The organism is Streptomyces sp. WMMB303 (assembly GCF_029351045.1).
Taxonomy (GTDB): Bacteria; Actinomycetota; Actinomycetes; order Streptomycetales; family Streptomycetaceae; genus Streptomyces.
The window spans coordinates 3,452,991-3,469,900 of sequence record NZ_JARKIN010000001.1 but is presented as its reverse complement, the minus strand read 5'-3'; the positions used below and the strand labels follow the sequence as shown (position 1 = coordinate 3,469,900).

The 16,910-nt window shown below is 71.4% G+C and carries 11 protein-coding genes and 1 tRNA gene; all 12 read right to left on the bottom strand.

The genetic code is table 11. The annotated features are described in order from the left end of the window. Nucleotides 1–112: 112 nt before the first annotated feature. The 12 genes from P2424_RS15445 to dnaA all read right to left on the bottom strand — a co-directional run bounded on the left by P2424_RS15445 (nt 113) and on the right by dnaA (nt 16,819). A complete protein-coding gene (locus tag P2424_RS15445; RefSeq protein WP_276476306.1) occupies nt 113–2,086 on the bottom strand; it encodes a VWA domain-containing protein in 1,974 nt (657 codons plus the stop codon). A 278-nt stretch (nt 2,087–2,364) separates the two neighbouring features. Further along, nucleotides 2,365–2,499 carry a DLW-39 family protein gene (locus tag P2424_RS15440; protein WP_019356762.1) on the bottom strand — a complete coding sequence of 45 codons (135 nt, stop codon included), beginning with the start codon at nt 2,497–2,499 and terminating at the stop codon, nt 2,365–2,367. A 104-nt stretch (nt 2,500–2,603) separates the two neighbouring features. Beyond that, nucleotides 2,604–3,638 (bottom strand): YihY/virulence factor BrkB family protein, encoded by a 1,035-nt coding sequence (locus P2424_RS15435; protein ID WP_276476305.1) that lies wholly within the window; start codon nt 3,636–3,638, stop codon nt 2,604–2,606. 254 nt (nt 3,639–3,892) lie between these two features. Continuing rightward, nucleotides 3,893–3,966 (bottom strand) — tRNA-Ile (locus P2424_RS15430). An 81-nt stretch (nt 3,967–4,047) separates the two neighbouring features. After that, complete coding sequence (locus tag P2424_RS15425) at nt 4,048–4,635, bottom strand: DUF3566 domain-containing protein (protein WP_276476304.1); 588 nt, start codon at nt 4,633–4,635, stop codon at nt 4,048–4,050. 18 nt (nt 4,636–4,653) lie between these two features. Further along, nucleotides 4,654–7,266, bottom strand: a complete 2,613-nt coding sequence (gene gyrA, locus P2424_RS15420) for a DNA gyrase subunit A (protein WP_276476303.1) — start codon at nt 7,264–7,266, stop codon at nt 4,654–4,656. Between the two features lie 67 nt (nt 7,267–7,333). After that, nucleotides 7,334–9,442, bottom strand: coding sequence for a DNA topoisomerase (ATP-hydrolyzing) subunit B (gene gyrB / locus P2424_RS15415; RefSeq protein ID WP_276476302.1), 2,109 nt, complete (start codon nt 9,440–9,442; stop codon nt 7,334–7,336). A 262-nt stretch (nt 9,443–9,704) separates the two neighbouring features. Next, on the bottom strand, nt 9,705–10,193 hold the full coding sequence (locus P2424_RS15410; protein WP_276478991.1) for a DciA family protein: 489 nt from the start codon (nt 10,191–10,193) through the stop codon (nt 9,705–9,707). A 122-nt stretch (nt 10,194–10,315) separates the two neighbouring features. Next, the gene (recF, locus tag P2424_RS15405) at nt 10,316–11,431 is read right to left on the bottom strand and encodes a DNA replication/repair protein RecF (RefSeq protein ID WP_276476301.1); all 1,116 of its coding nucleotides are present in this window, start codon (nt 11,429–11,431) and stop codon (nt 10,316–10,318) included. 9 nt (nt 11,432–11,440) lie between these two features. Continuing rightward, entirely contained in the window at nt 11,441–12,379 is a 939-nt protein-coding gene (gene gnd, locus P2424_RS15400; protein WP_276476300.1) for a phosphogluconate dehydrogenase (NAD(+)-dependent, decarboxylating), read from the bottom strand. A 167-nt stretch (nt 12,380–12,546) separates the two neighbouring features. Continuing rightward, nucleotides 12,547–13,677 (bottom strand): DNA polymerase III subunit beta, encoded by a 1,131-nt coding sequence (gene dnaN, locus P2424_RS15395; RefSeq protein WP_019356754.1) that lies wholly within the window; start codon nt 13,675–13,677, stop codon nt 12,547–12,549. 1,093 nt (nt 13,678–14,770) lie between these two features. Beyond that, nucleotides 14,771–16,819, bottom strand: a complete 2,049-nt coding sequence (gene dnaA / locus P2424_RS15390) for a chromosomal replication initiator protein DnaA (protein ID WP_276476299.1) — start codon at nt 16,817–16,819, stop codon at nt 14,771–14,773. Nucleotides 16,820–16,910 lie beyond the last annotated feature (91 nt).

Here is a 16,910-nt window from a genome sequence, read left to right as displayed (position 1 = left end):
AACCCGAGCCCGCTTCGGCGCCGGTCGGTGGGTCCTCTTCCGCGCCGGCGGCCGTCACCGGCTCCCGCGGCGTACCCGACCCGGCCGCGCCCGTCACTCCCGTCGTGCCCCGTCACCACGTTCCACCCCTCGTCGCCGTAGCGCTCCGAACCCTGGCACGGCGCCGCAGCGCGTACCCCGCTCCGCCCGCCGCCAGCAGCACGGCCGCGGCGCCGCCCGCGGCCGCCACCGCCGGATGCACTCCTCCCGCCGCGCGCTGCACGCTGCCCGACGTCCCACTCCCGGCGGACCTGCCGCCGCTGCGCCCGTCCGCCGCTCCACCGGCACCGGCATACGGGGCGTCGTGCTCGGGGCCCCGCTTCCGGCGGCCCTTGACGTCGACGCGCAGCACCACCCGGACCGCGGCGTGCGCGGCGATGCGGTCGGCCCCGGCGCCCAGTGTGACCGCGACGTAGTAGTCGCCGTCACGCCGCACCGGGCGCACCGAACCGGCGGGCTCCGTGCGGTTCCGCCACGAGACCGGCACGGTACCGTGCGACACCTTCACCGGCTCGCCCCGGTAGGGGCGGCGGGTGGTGAACTCCGCACCGCCGGGGACCGGGAGCCGACCGGGCGCGTACAGCTCCGTCCACACGGACGAGGAGGGGACGCCGCCGCTCCGCGGACGCGCGGGCTCGTTGGCGAACTCGACGTCGTAGCGCAGTTGCTGGTTCCAGCCCACCGGAACCCGGTACCAGCGGGTCTGCGCCGGAACCAGGGTGTCCCGCCACACGCCGGCGCGCAGCTTCTTCGCGTCGTTGAATCCGGTGCCGCCCTCGATGTCCCGGGGCGCGCCGGTCGGCAGGGCCGCGTCCTCGCCTCCCGGCCCGTAGCCGGTCTCGGCGCGGGCCGGGGCCACCCCGCCGGGCAGCGCCCGCTCGGTGCCGAGCCGCAGCTCCACGGGCCAGCGCGCCCGGTCCGAGCCGTCGGCGGTGGCGCGGGTCAGCTCGAAGGTGAAGCGTCCGGGCCGGTCGCAGGAGCGGGCGCCGTCCCCGTCGGGGATCCGACTGACGGCCGCGGTGAGCGGGACACCGCCCTCGTCCTGTGCGAACCAGGACCGGTCGTTGCCGCACCGGCTGCCGTCGGGGCTGCGCATCGTCAGCTCCAGACCGTCCGTGCTGCCGACCCGGGCGCCGGGCCGGGGCACTCCGGTGGCGGCGAGGTCCACGGCCCGCGCGGTGGAGCCGGCGCCGAGTTCGGTGCTGTACCAGCGGGTCTCCCCGGGCCCGATGGTGTCCAGGTACTGGCCGGGGGCACGCAGCGCGGGGGCGTCGGCCGAGGAGCGCGCTCCGGCGACCCGCCTGCCCTCGAACCGGTAGCCGGCTGCCGACTGGCGCCCGGCGCGCTCCAGTTCGCGGGCCAGGTCCTCGGCTTCCGGCGCGTCGTAGTACTCCCCGTGCCCGGCCTCGGCGATGCACTCCAGCTGTTTGCGCGCCTCGCCGCGCACCTGGAAGCCGATGGTGTCGATCCGCAGGTCCAGGCCGTCCCGGGAGAGCTCCTCGGCGACCTCGCACGGCTCCGGGTCCCCGCAGGTGTCCTCGCCGTCGGAGACCAGCACGATCGTGCGGCGACCCAGCGTGTTCCGCGGCGGGTCGGGCAGGTCGTCGGCGGCCTTCCGGAGCGCCGGGCCGATCGGGGTCTCCCCCTTGGGCCGCACCGCGGAGACGGCCTTCTTGATTCCCGCCCGGTCCAGCGCCCCGACCGGTTCGACGAGCCGGGTGTCGGTGCAGCTCGCGGCCCGGTCGGCGCCGTAGACCCGCAGTCCGGTGGGGTAGCCGTCGGGGAGGCTGTCGACGAGGGTGCCCACCGCGTCCCGGGCCGACTCCATCCGGGTCCCGCCGGAACCGGTCGCCCGGGCCATGGAGCCCGAGGAGTCCAGCACGATCTCCAGCGCGTGGGTGCCGCTCTCCGTGGCGTCCCGGGCGTCCGGAGCGGCCGGGACGGCGGCGGCGGGTGCCACCGCCGGCCCGGCGAGCAGGGCGAGCAGCACCCCTCCCGACACGCCTCGCGGCAGTCCTCCGGCCCGGCGCCCCCGCGCAGTACGCATGTTCGTCTCCCCCCTCGGCCCGTACGGACCCGGTAGCTTTGCTCAAGCACGTTATTGCTTTGCACAAGCAAGCGACAAGAGAAAGGCTGTCACGGTACAGCAACAGCGGAGGCTCCGTCCTGCCCCGCGCACCTCGGCCCGGCTCGCCCCCAAGACACATGCCACAGGCACTCATCGCCGAGGCAACCGGCCGGCAGCCGACCCCGCGGAGCGTCCGCACATGACGGAGGCCCCGGCCGCAATCGGCGGCCAGGGCCTCTCGTTGCTGTTCGCTTGGGCTACACGCCGGAACCTGCGGGCACGGAGTCGGTCGCCTCCGTCCACAGATCCTGCTCGGCGCGATCCGCCTGGATCTGGCGGTACACGAGGAGACCGCCGATGGCGGCCAGTGCGACCAGGAAAAGCTTCTTCACCGCGCTACCTCGTCCTTCTTAGACATTGGGACCTCTTAGGCGGCCGATGATACCCAACCACCTCTTCCGACAGCCGGGTCGGCCCGCCCCGCCCGGACGCGCCCTCAGGCAGTCCGCGCGCGCTTCCTCCGCGAGGCGGCGGAGCGCTCCGCCAACCGGATCCGCCGCTCGGCACCCGGCACCCCGGCCGCCAGTTGCCGGCCGCGCTCCCGCTCGGCGTTGAACTCGGCGCCCAGCACGACAGCGAGATTGGTCAGACACAGCCACACCAGGAAGACCACGACCCCGCCGAGCGTCCCGTACGTCTCGTTGTACGACCCGAAGTTCGCCACGTAGAAGGCGAAACCGGCGGAGGCGACCATCCAGACCCCCAGCGCCAGCACGGCCCCCGGCAGCACCGAGGACAGGCCGGGCAGCCGCACGTTCGGCGCGGCGTAGTACAGCCCGGCGATGATCGCCACGACGGCCGGCACCAGCACCGGCCACTTGGCCCACTCCCAGGCGGTCACCGCCGTGTGCCCGACGCCCAGCGCCTCCCCGGCCGACTCCGCCACCGGGCCGCTGACCACCAACCCGACCAGCACCACCGCCAGGAGCAGCACGGCGGCAGCGGTCACCAGGAGCTGCACCGGGCGCAGCGTGCGGAAGGGACGGCCCTCCTCCACCTCGTAGATGACGTTCGAGGCCCGGACGAAGGCGCCGACGTACCCCGACGCGGTCCACAGCGCACCCAGGACGCCGACGACCAGCAGTACCGACGGGGCGCCCGAGCCGGACGCCATGGATGCGATCGGCTCCTCGAACGTCTCGGCGGCGGACGCCGGGCCGACCGTGTCGACCAGGTCGTTCAGGGTTTCGACGATCTTCTCGCGGCTCAGCACCAGACTGACCAGCGAGACCAGCGCGATGAGCGCGGGGAAGACCGACAGCACCGCGTAGTAGGTCAGCGCGGCGGCCACATCGGCGAGGCCGTCCTCCTTGAACTCGGCCGCAGTGCGCTTGAGCGTCTGGCCGAGCGTCCCGCTGCGCGGGTGCGGCGGCCCGGTGGGCAGCCTCCCGGCCGCGGCCTCCACCTCGGGCTCGGGGCCTTCGGTCTCCGGGTCGGGTTCCGGGTCGGGTTCCGGGTCGGATCCGGTCATCGCAGCGCTCCGCTCGCCGGGAGGCGCCCGGGGGCGCCGACAGCAGGACGGGGCTACCGGTACCAGAACGGGAACGGCACCAAACGTCCGCAGCGTGCGCTCCTGCTCACGCGCCGTCCACGCGATCCCGGCGGGAGCCGGCGAACGGGGGAGTGGGACCGGGGCGTGCCGGGCCGGGGGTCGAGGTGCGGAGAACGCACCGGAAATGCGGAAGGCCCGGCCCCTCCTCCGAGGGACCGGGCTTTCCGTCGCTGTGCGGCTACCAGGACTTGAACCTGGGGCCTCTTCCTTATCAGGGAAGCGCTCTAACCGTCTGAGCTATAGCCGCGCGCTGCACAGAAAGGTTAGCGCACTTCAGCCGTGGTCCCAAATCGGTTCCGGGGCAACCGGAGCGGGACCACGGCGGGGCCTACTCGTCCTCCGCCAGGGTCAGCTCGACACCGCCGACGAAGCCGGCCGAGAGGTTGTAGACGAACGCCGCCAGCGTGGCCAGCGCGGTGGCCAGCACGACGTTGATCACGGCGATCAGGGAGGTGAAGAGCAGGACGCGGGGCAGCGAGAGGAACGTCTCCAGGTCGAAGCCGCTGCTGCCCTCGGCGCTGGTGGCCTCGCTGACGGTGCCGCCGATGCTGGAGAAGACGCCCATCGCGTCCATCACCATCCACAGCACCGCGATCGCCACGATCGTGCAGACCCCCAGCGCCACCGCCAGCAGGAAGCTCACCTTCATCACCGACCACGGGTCGGCCTTGGCCACCCGCAGCCGGGCCTTGCGCGTCCGCGGCACCGTGCGCGCCCCGGTGCGGGGCTTGCGCACCGTGTCGGAGCCCCCGGACCGGCCGGAGTGCTCCGGCCGGTCCGACGGTCCGGCCCGGCCCGGGTCCGGAGACGGATACGCCTGCGGCGGCCGGTGCGGCTGCTGCTCGGTCTGCGGCTGGGCCGGGGACGGGGGCTTTGCCTGCGGCTGCGCCTTCGGCTGCGGCTGAGCACCACTCACGCCCTGCTCCTAGTTGTCCTAGTCGTCATCCGGGTCGGGCGCGTCCTGCTGCTCCCCCTCGTCGGGGGTACCCGCCGCGGCCTCCACTTCCTCGGCCTCGCGACCGGCCTCGGCGTTGCGTGCGACGCCGACCACCGCGTCCTTCTTGCCCAGGTTGATCAGTTGAACGCCCATGGTGTCACGGCCGGTCTCCCTCACCTCGTTGACCCGCGTGCGGATCACCCCGCCACCGAGCGTGATGGCGAGGATCTCGTCCGTCTCCTCGACCACCAGCGCGCCGACCAGCGATCCCCGGTCCTCCACGATCTTGGCGGCCTTGATGCCGAGCCCGCCGCGGCCCTGGACCCGGTAGTCGTCCACATTCGTCCGCTTCGCGTACCCGCCGTCGGTCGCCGTGAAGACGAACGTACCCGCCCGCACGACATTCATCGAGAGGAGTTCGTCGTCCTCGCGGAAACTCATCCCCTTGACACCGGAGGTGGCCCGGCCCATCGGGCGCAGCGCCTCGTCGGTCGCGGTGAAGCGGATCGACTGCGCCTTCCTGCTCACCAGCAGCAGGTCGTCGTCGGACGAGACCAGTTCGGCGCCGATCAGCTCGTCGTCGCGGCCGTCCTCCATCTCGCGGAGGTTGATCGCGATGACGCCGCCGGAGCGGGGCGAGTCGTAGTCCTTGAGCGGCGTCTTCTTGACCAGACCCGATTTGGTGGCGAGCACCAGATAGGGAGTGGCCTCGTAGTCCCGGATGGCGAGGATCTCGGCGATCTGCTCGTCGGGCTGGAAGGCCAGCAGATTGGCCACGTGCTGGCCGCGCGCCTCCCGGCCGGCGTCCGGCAGCTCGTAGGCCTTGGCCCGGTAGACGCGGCCCTTGTTGGTGAAGAACAGCACCCAGTGGTGGGTGGTCGAGACGAAGAAGTGGTCGACGATGTCGTCCTCCTTCAGCTTCGTCCCGCGCACCCCCTTCCCGCCGCGCTTCTGGGCCCGGTAGTCGTCGGTCTTGGTGCGCTTGACGTAGCCGCCACGGGTGATCGTGACGACGATGTCCTCCTCGGCGATCAGGTCCTCGATGGACATGTCGCCCTCGAAGGGGATCAACTTGGTGCGCCGGTCGTCGCCGTACTTCTCGACGATCTGGCCCATCTCCTGGCCGATGATCTGCCGCTGCCGCTCGGGCGAGGCGAGGATCGCGTTGTATTCGTCGATCTTGAGCTGGAGTTCGTCGTGCTCGGCGGTGATCTTCTGCCGCTCCAGCGCGGCCAGCCGGCGGAGCTGCATCTCCAGGATCGCGTTGGCCTGGATCTCGTCAATGGTCAGCAGGCCCATCAGGCCCCCGCGGGCCTCCTCGACGGTCTGGCTGCGCCGGATCAGGGCGATGACCTCGTCGATCGCGTCCAGTGCCTTGAGCAGACCGCGCAGGATGTGGGCGCGCTCCTCGGCCTTGCGCAGCCGGAAGCGGGTGCGCCGCACGATGACGTCGATCTGGTGCGCGACCCAGTGCCGGATGAAGGCGTCCAGCGACAGGGTGCGCGGCACGCCCTCGACCAGCGCGAGCATGTTCGCGCCGAAGTTGGTCTGCAGATCGGTGTGCTTGTAGAGGTTGTTGAGGACGACCTTGGCGACCGCGTCCCGCTTCAGGACGATGACCAGGCGCTGCCCGGTCCGCGACGAGGTCTCGTCGCGGACGTCGGCGATCCCGCCGATCCGGCCGTCCTTGACCAGGTCGGCGATCTTCAGCGCCAGGTTGTCCGGGTTGACCTGGTAGGGCAGCTCCGTGACGACCAGGCACTGGCGGCCCTGGATCTCCTCGACCTCCACCACGGCCCGCATGGTGATCGAGCCGCGCCCGGTGCGGTACGCCTCCTCGATCCCCTTGCGGCCCACCACCAGGGCGCCGCTGGGGAAGTCCGGGCCCTTGATCCGCTCGATGAGGGCTTCCAGCAGCTCCTCGTTGGACGCCTCGGGGTGGTCGAGGTACCACTGGGCGCCCGCGGCCACCTCCCGCAGGTTGTGCGGCGGGATGTTGGTCGCCATCCCGACGGCGATCCCGGCGGAGCCGTTGATCAACAGGTTGGGGAAGCGCGCCGGCAGGACCGTCGGCTCCTGGTTGCGGCCGTCGTAGTTGTCCTGGAAGTCGACGGTCTCCTCGTCGATGTCCCGGAGCATCTCCATGGCCAGCGGGGCCATCTTGCACTCGGTGTACCGCATGGCGGCGGCCGGGTCGTTGCCCGGAGAGCCGAAGTTGCCGTTGGAGTCGACCAGCGGCATCCGCATCGACCAGGGCTGCGCCAGCCGCACCAGCGCGTCGTAGATCGAGGTGTCACCGTGCGGGTGGTAGGTGCCCATGACGTCGCCGACGACACGGGCGCACTTGTAGTAGCCCTTCTCGGGGCGGTACCCGCCGTCGTACATCGCGTACAGCACCCGCCGGTGCACCGGCTTGAGGCCGTCCCGGATGTCGGGCAGCGCGCGGCTCACGATCACGCTCATCGCGTAGTCGAGGTAGGAGCGCTGCATCTCCGTCTCGAGGCTGACGGGCTCGACGCGGGCACCCGCCTCGGTGTCCACCAGCGCGCTGTCGGGCGCGGGGGCGTTCTCGGGCGTCGGCTCGGGTGTGGTGGGGGTCTCGTCGGCCATGGTGAAAGATCAAGTCCTTGTCTGTGTGCGGCGCTTCGGGTCCCGGCGCGGTGGCCAGGGGCCGACGTCAGATGTCGAGGAAGCGGACGTCCTTGGCGTTGCGCTGGATGAACGAGCGGCGGGCCTCGACGTCCTCCCCCATGAGGATGGAGAACAGGTCGTCGGCCGCGGCCGCGTCGTCCAGCGTCACCTGGCGCAGGACGCGGTGCTCGATGTCCATCGTGGTGGTGCGCAGCTCGTCCGCGTTCATCTCACCCAGGCCCTTGAAGCGCTGCACCGAGTCGTCCTTGATGCGCTTGCCCTGCTCGCGGCCGAGCTGGATGAGGCTGTCGCGCTCCGGGTCGGAGTACGCGTACTGGTACTCGTCCCGGCTCCACTTGATCTTGTAGAGCGGCGGCTGGGACAGGAAGACGTGTCCTGCCTCCACCAGCGGCCGCATGAAGCGGAAGAGCAGGGTCAGCAGCAGCGTGTTGATGTGCTGGCCGTCGACGTCGGCGTCCGCCATCAAGATGATCTTGTGATAGCGGAGCTTCTCGATGTCGAAGTCCTCGTGCACACCCGTGCCGAACGCCGAGATCAGCGCCTGCACCTCGGCGTTCTGCAGGACCTTGTCGATCCGCGCCTTCTCCACGTTCAGGATCTTGCCGCGGATCGGCAGGATGGCCTGGTACTCCGGGTCGCGGCCCGATTTGGCCGAACCGCCCGCCGAGTCGCCCTCCACGATGAAGATCTCGCACTTGACCGGGTCGTTGGACTGGCAGTCCGAGAGCTTACCGGGCAGCGACGCCGTCTCCAGCAGCCCCTTGCGCCGGGTCAGGTCCCGCGCCTTGCGCGCGGCGACCCGCGCCGTGGCCGCCTGGATGCCCTTGCGGATGATGTCTGCGGCCTCGTTCGGGTTCCGGTCCAGCCAGTCGGTCAGATACTCGTGGACGATCTTCTGGACGAAGGTCTTCGCCTCGGTGTTGCCCAGCTTCGTCTTCGTCTGGCCCTCGAACTGCGGCTCGCCCAGCTTGACCGAGATGATCGCGGTCAGGCCCTCGCGGATGTCCTCGCCGGTGAGGTTGTCGTCCTTCTCGCGCAGCAGCCTGCGGTCCCGCGCATAGCGGTTGATCAACCCGGTCAGCGCGGCCCGGAAGCCCTCCTCGTGGGTGCCGCCCTCGTGGGTGTGGATGGTGTTCGCGAAGGAGTACACGCCCTCGCTGTACTGGCTGTTCCACTGCATCGCGATCTCGACCGAGAGCATCCGCTCGGTGTCCTCGGCCTCGAAGTCGATCACCGTGTCGTGGACCAGTTCGCCCTTGCGCGAGTTGAGGTAGCGGACGAAGTCCGCGATCCCGCCCTCGTAGTGGTACCGGACCGCGTTGGGCCGGCCCTCCTCGTCGACGTGGCCCTCGCGCTCGTCGATCAGCGAGATGGTCAGCCCCTTGTTGAGGAACGCCATCTCCTGGAACCGCCGCGAGAGCGTCTCGAAGGAGTAGTCCGTCGTCTCGAAGATGTCCCCGTCGGCCCAGAAGGTGACCACGGTGCCGGTCTCGTCCGTGGCCTCGTTCTGCGACAGCGGAGCCGTCGGCGCGCCCAGCTTGTAGTCCTGCGTCCAGCGGTGGCCGTCGGTCCTGACCTCCACGGCGACCCTGCTGGAGAGCGCGTTCACCACGGAGACGCCCACGCCGTGCAGACCGCCGGAGACCGCGTAGCCGCCGCCGCCGAACTTGCCGCCCGCGTGCAGCACCGTCAGCACGACCTCGACGGCCGGCTTCCCCTCGGAGGGGATGATGCCCACCGGGATACCGCGCCCGTTGTCGGTCACCCGCACCCCGCCGTCGGCGAGCAGCGCCACGTCGATGGTGTCCGCGTGCCCGGCGAGGGCCTCGTCGACCGAGTTGTCGACCACCTCGTACACCAGGTGATGAAGGCCACGCTCACCGGTCGACCCGATGTACATACCGGGGCGCTTGCGGACCGCGTCCAGCCCCTCCAGGACGGTGATCGCGCTCGCGTCGTACGACGACCCCTCGGTGCCGGACGTCGCCGCCGCAGCAGCGCCGCCGCCCGCGGGGTCCGGACCGGCGCCCTCGCCGTGGTTCGGGGGTTCCTCCGCGGACTGCGGCGGAGTCGTGTTGTCGTTCTCGTTGAGATCGCCGGAATCGGCCACGAAGCGCCCTTTCTGGCACAGCACAGGCCGTCTCCAAGGCAAGGCGGAGCGGCTGCGTCGTTCGACATGTTCCGCAACGGTGCGGTAGTCCCCCAGTGTACCGGTGGCCGCAACGTGAATGGGGGTTTGCCGGTGCCTGAGTCCACATGTGGCGCCCTGAACTGGCGTCCATCGACTCCCCATATTCGGACCGGGGGGCCAGAGGCCTCACAGTGGCACTGAGCGCTTCGATCCGTATCCGGCTGTTCCAGTCCGTACACACACCGCGACCGGGCCGCTCACGACCTCACCCGTACGTGTCGCCCGGACCCCTGCTGCCGGGCGCCCGCAGCGGTCCGTACCCCTTGCGCGGAGCCTCCGGACCCCGCACCTTGAGCATCCGCACGGTGCCCTGGCCGAGGTCCTCGTTCAGCCGGGCCACCAGCCGCGGCGCCAGCAGCCGCAGCTGCGTCGCCCAGGCCGTCGAGTCGCAGCGCACCAGCAGCGCGCGCTCCTCCTCGTCGTACCGCTGCGGCTCGCAGTGCTGCGCCACCTCCTGCCCCACCAGTTGCGGCCAGCGCCCCATCACCCCGCCGACCGCCGCCGGGGTCTCCCAACCGCGCTCCGCGAGCAGCCTGCTGACGGCGGCACCCAGCGGCAGCGGATCGCGCCCGTCGCGCCCCGCCCCCGAACGCAGCCCGCCGCCGCGGCGGGCCTGCCGGCGCTGCTGCGCCTCGGCACCCCGCGCCCGCGCCTGCTCCTTGGCCGCACGCAGCGCGACCCGCGCCAGATCCACCCCACTCGCCGCGGGCGGCGTGCCACCCCCCGGCTCACCCCGTTCATCCGTACCGCCCGAGCCGCCCGGCGCATCCGTACCGCCCGCCTCGGGAGACCGGCCCGCCGCATCCGGCTGCTCGCTCACAGCGGCTCCACCTCCCCGTCGGCCACCGCGAACCGGGTACCCGACAGCACCTGAGGCACATCCTCCGGCACGGCAGCGGTCACCAGCACCTGCTCGGCCGGGGCCACCAGCTCCGCCAGCCGGGCCCGACGCCTGCTGTCCAGCTCGGCGAAGACGTCGTCCAGCACCAGCACCGGCTCATGCCCCTCGCTCTTGAGCAGCTCGTAGGCGGCCAGCCGCAGCGCCAGCGCATACGACCAGGACTCCCCGTGACTGGCGTACCCCTTCGCGGGCAACTCGCCCAGCCGCAGCAGCACATCGTCACGGTGCGGGCCGACCAGCGTCACCCCGCGCTCGATCTCCTGCTTGCGCGCCTCGCCCAGCGCCGCCACCAGCCCCGCGTACAGCTCCTCCCGGGACGCGCCCGTCACCGGCCCCCGGTAGGCCAGCGCCACCGGGCCGCCGCCCGGCGCCAGCCGCTCGTACGCCTTGTCGGCCAGCGGCCCCAGCACCGCCAGCAGATCCAGCCGCTGCGCCAGCAACTCCGCACCGACCCGCGCCAGATGCTGGTCCCACACCTCCAGCGTGGACAGATCCACCCCGCGTCCACCGTGCCGCCGGGCCATGGCAGCCGACTTCAGCAGGCTGTTGCGCTGCTTGAGCACCCGCTCGTAGTCCGACCGCACCCCTGCCATCCGGGGCGCCCGGGCCGTCACCAACTCGTCCACGAAGCGGCGGCGCTCGCCCGGATCGCCCTTGACCAGCGTCAGGTCCTCCGGCGCGAACAGCACCGTGCGCAGGATGCCCAGCACATCCCGGGGCCGCACCTGCGACGAGCGGTTGATCCGCGCCCGGTTGGCCCGGCCCGGATTCAGCTCCAGTTCGATCCGCTGCTCGCGTTCGTCCTGCCGCACCACGGCACGGATCACGGCGCGCTCGGCACCCTGCCGCACCAACGGCGCGTCCGCCGAGACCCGGTGGCTGCCCAGCGTGGCGAGATAGCCGACGGCCTCCACCAGGTTCGTCTTCCCCTGGCCGTTCGGCCCGAGGAACGCCGTCACACCCGGTGCCAGCGGCACCTCGGCCCGGGTGTAGGAGCGGAAGTCGGCGAGCGAGAGATGCGTGACGTGCATCGGCCGGCGTCAGCCTCCCGCGGGCGGCGTGACGTCGGCACCCGGTGCGTCCGCGCCCTTCTCACCGGCCTTGTCCGCGGCCGTGACCGCGTGTCCGCCGAACTGGTTGCGCAGCGCGGCGATCATCTTCATCTGCGGGGAGTCCTCCTGCCGGGAGGAGAACCGCGCGAACAGCGACGCGGTGATCGCGGGCAGCGGCACCGCCTTGTCGATCGCGGCCTCCACCGTCCAGCGGCCCTCGCCGGAGTCCGCCGCGTAGCCACGCAGCGCCTCCAGGTGCTCGTCGCTGTCCAGCGCCTTGACGGCCAGGTCCAGCAGCCAGGAGCGGATGACGGTGCCCTCCTGCCAGGAGCGGAAGACCTCGCGCACGTCGGTGACCGAGTCCGCGGCCTCCAGCAGCTCCCAGCCCTCCGCGAAGGACTGCATCATCGCGTACTCGATGCCGTTGTGGACCATCTTCGCGAAGTGGCCGGCGCCGACCTTCCCCGCGTGCACCGAGCCGAACTCACCCGCGGGCTTGAGCGCGTCGAAGACCGGCTGCACCTTCGCCACGTCCTCCTCGGAGCCGCCGTACATCAGCGCGTAGCCGTTCTCCAGGCCCCACACGCCACCGGAGACGCCGCAGTCGACGAACCCGATCTGCCGGGCCCGCAGTTCCTCGGCGTGCTTCTCGTCGTCGGTCCAGCGCGAGTTGCCGCCGTCCACCACCAGGTCACCGGGCGAGAGCAGCTCGCCGAGCCGGTCGACGGTCGACTGGGTCGCCGCGCCCGCCGGCACCATCACCCACACGACCCGGGGTGCGCTGAGCGAGCCCACCAGCTCCTCGATGCTGTCCACATCGGAGATGTCCGGATTCCGGTCGTACCCGATGACCGTGTGGCCCCCGCGGCGGATGCGCTCGCGCATGTTCCCGCCCATCTTCCCGAGACCGACCAGACCGAGCTCCATCACTGCCCCTTAGCTGAGTTTCCGCAGTTTCGTACGCATTCGACCCTACGCCTTGCCGCACCCCTGTTCGGCGCCGCGGTACGGCGCTCGGGCGCCCGGCCGAGCCCGGGCCAACCCGGCCCCGGGCCGCTTCCGGCCGCCGGGGCGCGGCCTCGGGCGGTGTCTGCTCAGCCGGAGAGGCGGACCGGCATGATCAGATACTTGTACGCCTCGTCCGCCTCGGCGTCCTTGGCCGGTCGGCCGCTCAGCAGCGCGGGCTTGGTCGAGGTGGTGAACGACAGCTGCGCCACCGGCGAGTCGATGGCGCTCAGCCCCTCCAGCAGGAAGCCGGGGTTGAAGGCGATCGAGATGTCGTCGCCGTCCAGGTCCGCGTCGACCCTCTCCACAGCCTGTGCATCGTCGCTGGAACCGGCCTCCAGGGTGAGCACGCCCTGCTCGAAGCTCAGCCGCACCGGGGTGTTCCGCTCGGCGACGAGCGCCACACGCTTGACGGCCTCCACGAACGGTGCCGTCTCGATCACGGCGACGGAGTTGAACTCCGTCGGGAAGAGCGTGCGGTACTTGGGCAGGTCCCCCTCCAGCAACCGGGTCGTCGTCCGCCGCCCGGCGCCCTCGAAACCGATCAGACCCTCACCGGAGCCGGATCCGGAGAGCGCCAGCGTGACGCTGTCGCCCCCGTTCAGCGACTTCGCCGTGTCCAGCAGCGTCTTTGCGGGCACCAGGGCCACTGCCGAGGCGTCCGGTGTCTCGGGCTTCCACAGGAACTCGCGCACCGCGAAGCGGTACCGGTCGGTGGAGGCCAGCGTGACGGTGTCGCCCTCGATCTCGATGCGCACACCGGTCAGCACCGGCAGGGTGTCGTCCCGCCCGGCCGCGATGGCGACCTGCTGGGCCGCCGCGGCGAAGACCTCGCCGGGGACGGTGCCGGTCGCGGACGGCATCTCGGGCAGCGCCGGGTACTCCTCCACAGGGAGTGTGTGCAGCGTGAACCGCGACGAGCCGCAGACGACGGTCGCCCGTACACCGTCTGTGGAGATCTCCACCGGTCGGTTGGGGAGGGCCCGGCAGATGTCGGCCAGCAGCCGGCCGGAGACCAGCACCGTGCCGTCCTCCTCGACCTCCGCCTCGACCGAGACCCGCGCCGAGACCTCGTAGTCGAAGCCGGAGAGGCTCAGCGTGCCGTCGTCCGCCTTCAACAGCAGGCCCGCGAGCACGGGCACCGGCGGGCGGGCGGGGAGGCTCTTGGCCGTCCAGGCCACCGCCTCCGCGAGCACATCGCGTTCAACCCGGATCTTCACGTTCAGCCGCCTCCTGCTGCTGCCTCTGCTCGTGCTTTGCCGGGCACCAGTCTGACGCACCCGACTGACAGCGGGCGCGGGTGCGGGTCAAGTCGGTGCGGTGCGGTCCGGAGCGCGCGGCGCCGAGTTGTGCACAGCCCCCACTTCGAAGCGAATCCCGGGCTCTCTCTGTGTGGTCGTAGTAGTAGGGCTTGTGGAAACGGTGGAAAAGCACGTTTCCGCAGCTCAGCCGGGAAATTTTGTCCACCGCGCCTGTGGGCGGACCGGTGGAGGAAGCGGGGCTCGCTGTGGACGACGAAAAGTTCTGCACATCCCGCCCACAGGGAGGGGCGGTTTCCCCACAGCTCCGCCCACAGCTTTCCCCGGCTTTCCCACAGCCCAAACCTCGCCCCGGATGTGACGGCTTTCACTCGGACCGGTGAGCGGGCGCGTTGAGTTGCCGAACAGTGGACAGTTCTGTGGAGAAGAGGCCGATCACTGGGGATAAGAGGCCGCATCCTGTGGGCAGCCGGTGGACAACCCGCGGGCCCCGCTCCTGGCCGCCGCCCCCTCCACACCATGTGGACAACGCGCGCCCACAAGTCCACAGCCGAGTGACCTCGGCAAACCAGCTCCACGACAGGGTGGTTGTGGACGCCCTTGGGACAACGAGGAGAGTCCCCAGGGTGTGGAAGCGGTAAACCGCTCCTTGCTGTGGATTCCAGTACCTCGCACGCCACGATTCGAACAGCACGCAGCCTTCGGAGAGTTGTCCCCAGCGGTGGGCCGGCCCTGGAAGGGGCCGCGGAGCCGATTCCGGAGCCGTCCGCGGGGGACCATCAGCCGTCCATGGGGCGTGAGCCGTACGGTGCCCGGCTTCGGGGCGCGCGCGGGGAGCAGGGGCGAGCCGGCCGGGGCCGGGGCCGGGGCCGGGCGAGGCGGCTGGTGGCGGTCGTGGCGGGCCGTCGGCACCCTCTGCGGGGCGCGCGGCACACCCGGGCGAGTTCTGGCGCCGGAGAGCGCGGGGCGCCCCCCAGGAGTGCCGCTGTCGGCACGCCGGGCGGGCAGCGGGCAAAGCCGCACCGCCCGGCGGTGCGGCCCTGTCAGTCCCCTGTCAGCCGTTCTTGATGCGGTTGGTCAGCTCCGTGACCTGGTTGTAGATGGAGCGCCGCTCGGCCATCAGCGCGCGGATCTTGCGATCGGCGTGCATCACCGTGGTGTGGTCGCGGCCGCCGAACTGCCCGCCGATCTTCGGCAGCGACAGATCGGTCAGCTCCCGGCACAGGTACATCGCGATCTGCCGTGCCGTGACCAGTACCCGGCTGCGCGAAGAGCCGCACAGGTCGTCCACCGTCAGCCCGAAGTAGTCCGCCGTCGCGGCCATGATGGCGGGCGCGGTGATCTCGGGGGTCGCGTCCTCGCCACCGGGGATCAGGTCCTTCAGCACGATCTCGGTCAGCCCGAGGTCGACCGGCTGCCGGTTGAGGCTGGCGAAGGCCGTCACCCGGATCAGGGCGCCCTCCAGTTCCCGGATGTTGCGCGAGATGCGTGACGCGATGAACTCCAGCACCTCGGGCGGCGCGTTCAGCTGCTCCTGTACCGCCTTCTTGCGCAGGATCGCGATCCGCGTCTCCAGCTCGGGGGGCTGGACGTCGGTGATCAGGCCCCACTCGAAGCGGTTGCGCAGCCGGTCCTCGAGCGTCTCCAGCGCCTTGGGCGGCCGGTCGCTGGAGAGCACGATCTGCTTGTTGGCGTTGTGCAGGGTGTTGAAGGTGTGGAAGAACTCCTCCTGCGTCGACTCCTTGTCCGCCAGAAACTGGACGTCGTCGACGAGCAGGATGTCCATGTCGCGGTAGCGCTTGCGGAAGGCGTCCGCCTTGCCGTCCCGGATGGAGTTGATGAACTCGTTGGTGAACTCCTCCGAGCTGACGTAGCGCACCCGCGTACCCGGGTAGAGGCTGCGCGCGTAGTGGCCGATCGCGTGCAGCAGGTGCGTCTTGCCGAGCCCGGACTCGCCGTAGATGAACAGCGGGTTGTACGCCTTGGCCGGTGCCTCGGCCACGGCCACGGCCGCCGCGTGCGCGAACCGGTTCGAGGCGCCGATCACGAAGGTGTCGAAGAGGTACTTCGGGTTCAGCCGCGCCGTCGGCTCCCCCGGCCCGGTGGCGGGCGCGGGCTGCGCGGCCAGCGGCCCGGGCGCTCCGCTGGGCGCCGGCAGCTGAGCGGGGCTGTCGTAGTGCGGCGCGGGCGGCCGGCCCTGAGGCGGCACCTGGGGACGGGGGCGCTGCTGGTGCTGCGGCTCGTACGCCTCGAACGACTGCTGGTCGTAGCCCTGGTTCCGTTGCCCGGCCCGGCCGCCCTGGTAGCCAGGGCCGCTGTCGTAGCCCTGGCCGCCGCGCTCGTAGCCCTGGCCGCCGCCTCGCTCGTAGGCCTGCGCGGAGTCGTAGCCGGCGCCCTGCTGCTCGTACGACTGCTGGTCGTAGGAGTGCTGCTGGTGTTCATAACCCTGCTGCGGGTCGTAGGGCCGGTGCTGCTGCGGCGGGTACGGCTCGCGCGGCTGCTGCCAGGACGCGGGTGCGGCGGCGGGCGAGCCCGGGCCGCTGGAGGGGAGAGCACTGCGCGCGTAGTCCGAGGGGTATGCGGAGCGGGTGCCGGGGACTTCCCGGCCGTCGTACTGGTCGTACTGGTCGTCGGGGTACCGCTCGTCGGGATAGCGCTCCTGGCCGTACCGCTCCTGCTGGGCGTGGGGCTGTCCCTGTCCCTGCGGCTGTGTTGGTCCCTGCTGCTGGGACGCCTGCTGCTGGTGCTGCGGGGGCTGCCCCTGCGGCGGGTTCTGCTGCTCCGGGGGCGGTGTCGGCGAAGGGATGGCGGGAGCGGGCGGGGCGGCCTCGGGCGCCGGGCCCGTCACGGTGATCGCCAGCCGGATGGGCTGCCGGCACTCTCGGCCGAGAGCCTCGGTGATCAGCGGGGCGAGCCGGCCCTCCAGCACCCCTTTCGCATATTCGTTCGGCACGCCGAGCAGTGCCGTCCCGGAGACCAGGACGAGCGGCTGGCAGTCCTGCAGCCAGCGCTGGTCCTTCGCCTCGACGCCCTGCCCCTCGCGCAGGAGCTGCTCCAGCACCTGTGGCCACACTGCGGCAAGATCGGCAGGTAGGTCAGCCACGGGGCACGCTCTCTCACTCGCTGGGTGACGGGCCACTCGGAGGGTGACGGTCGTCCGGTGACCGACCCGGTCCCACGAATGCATGTTTCTC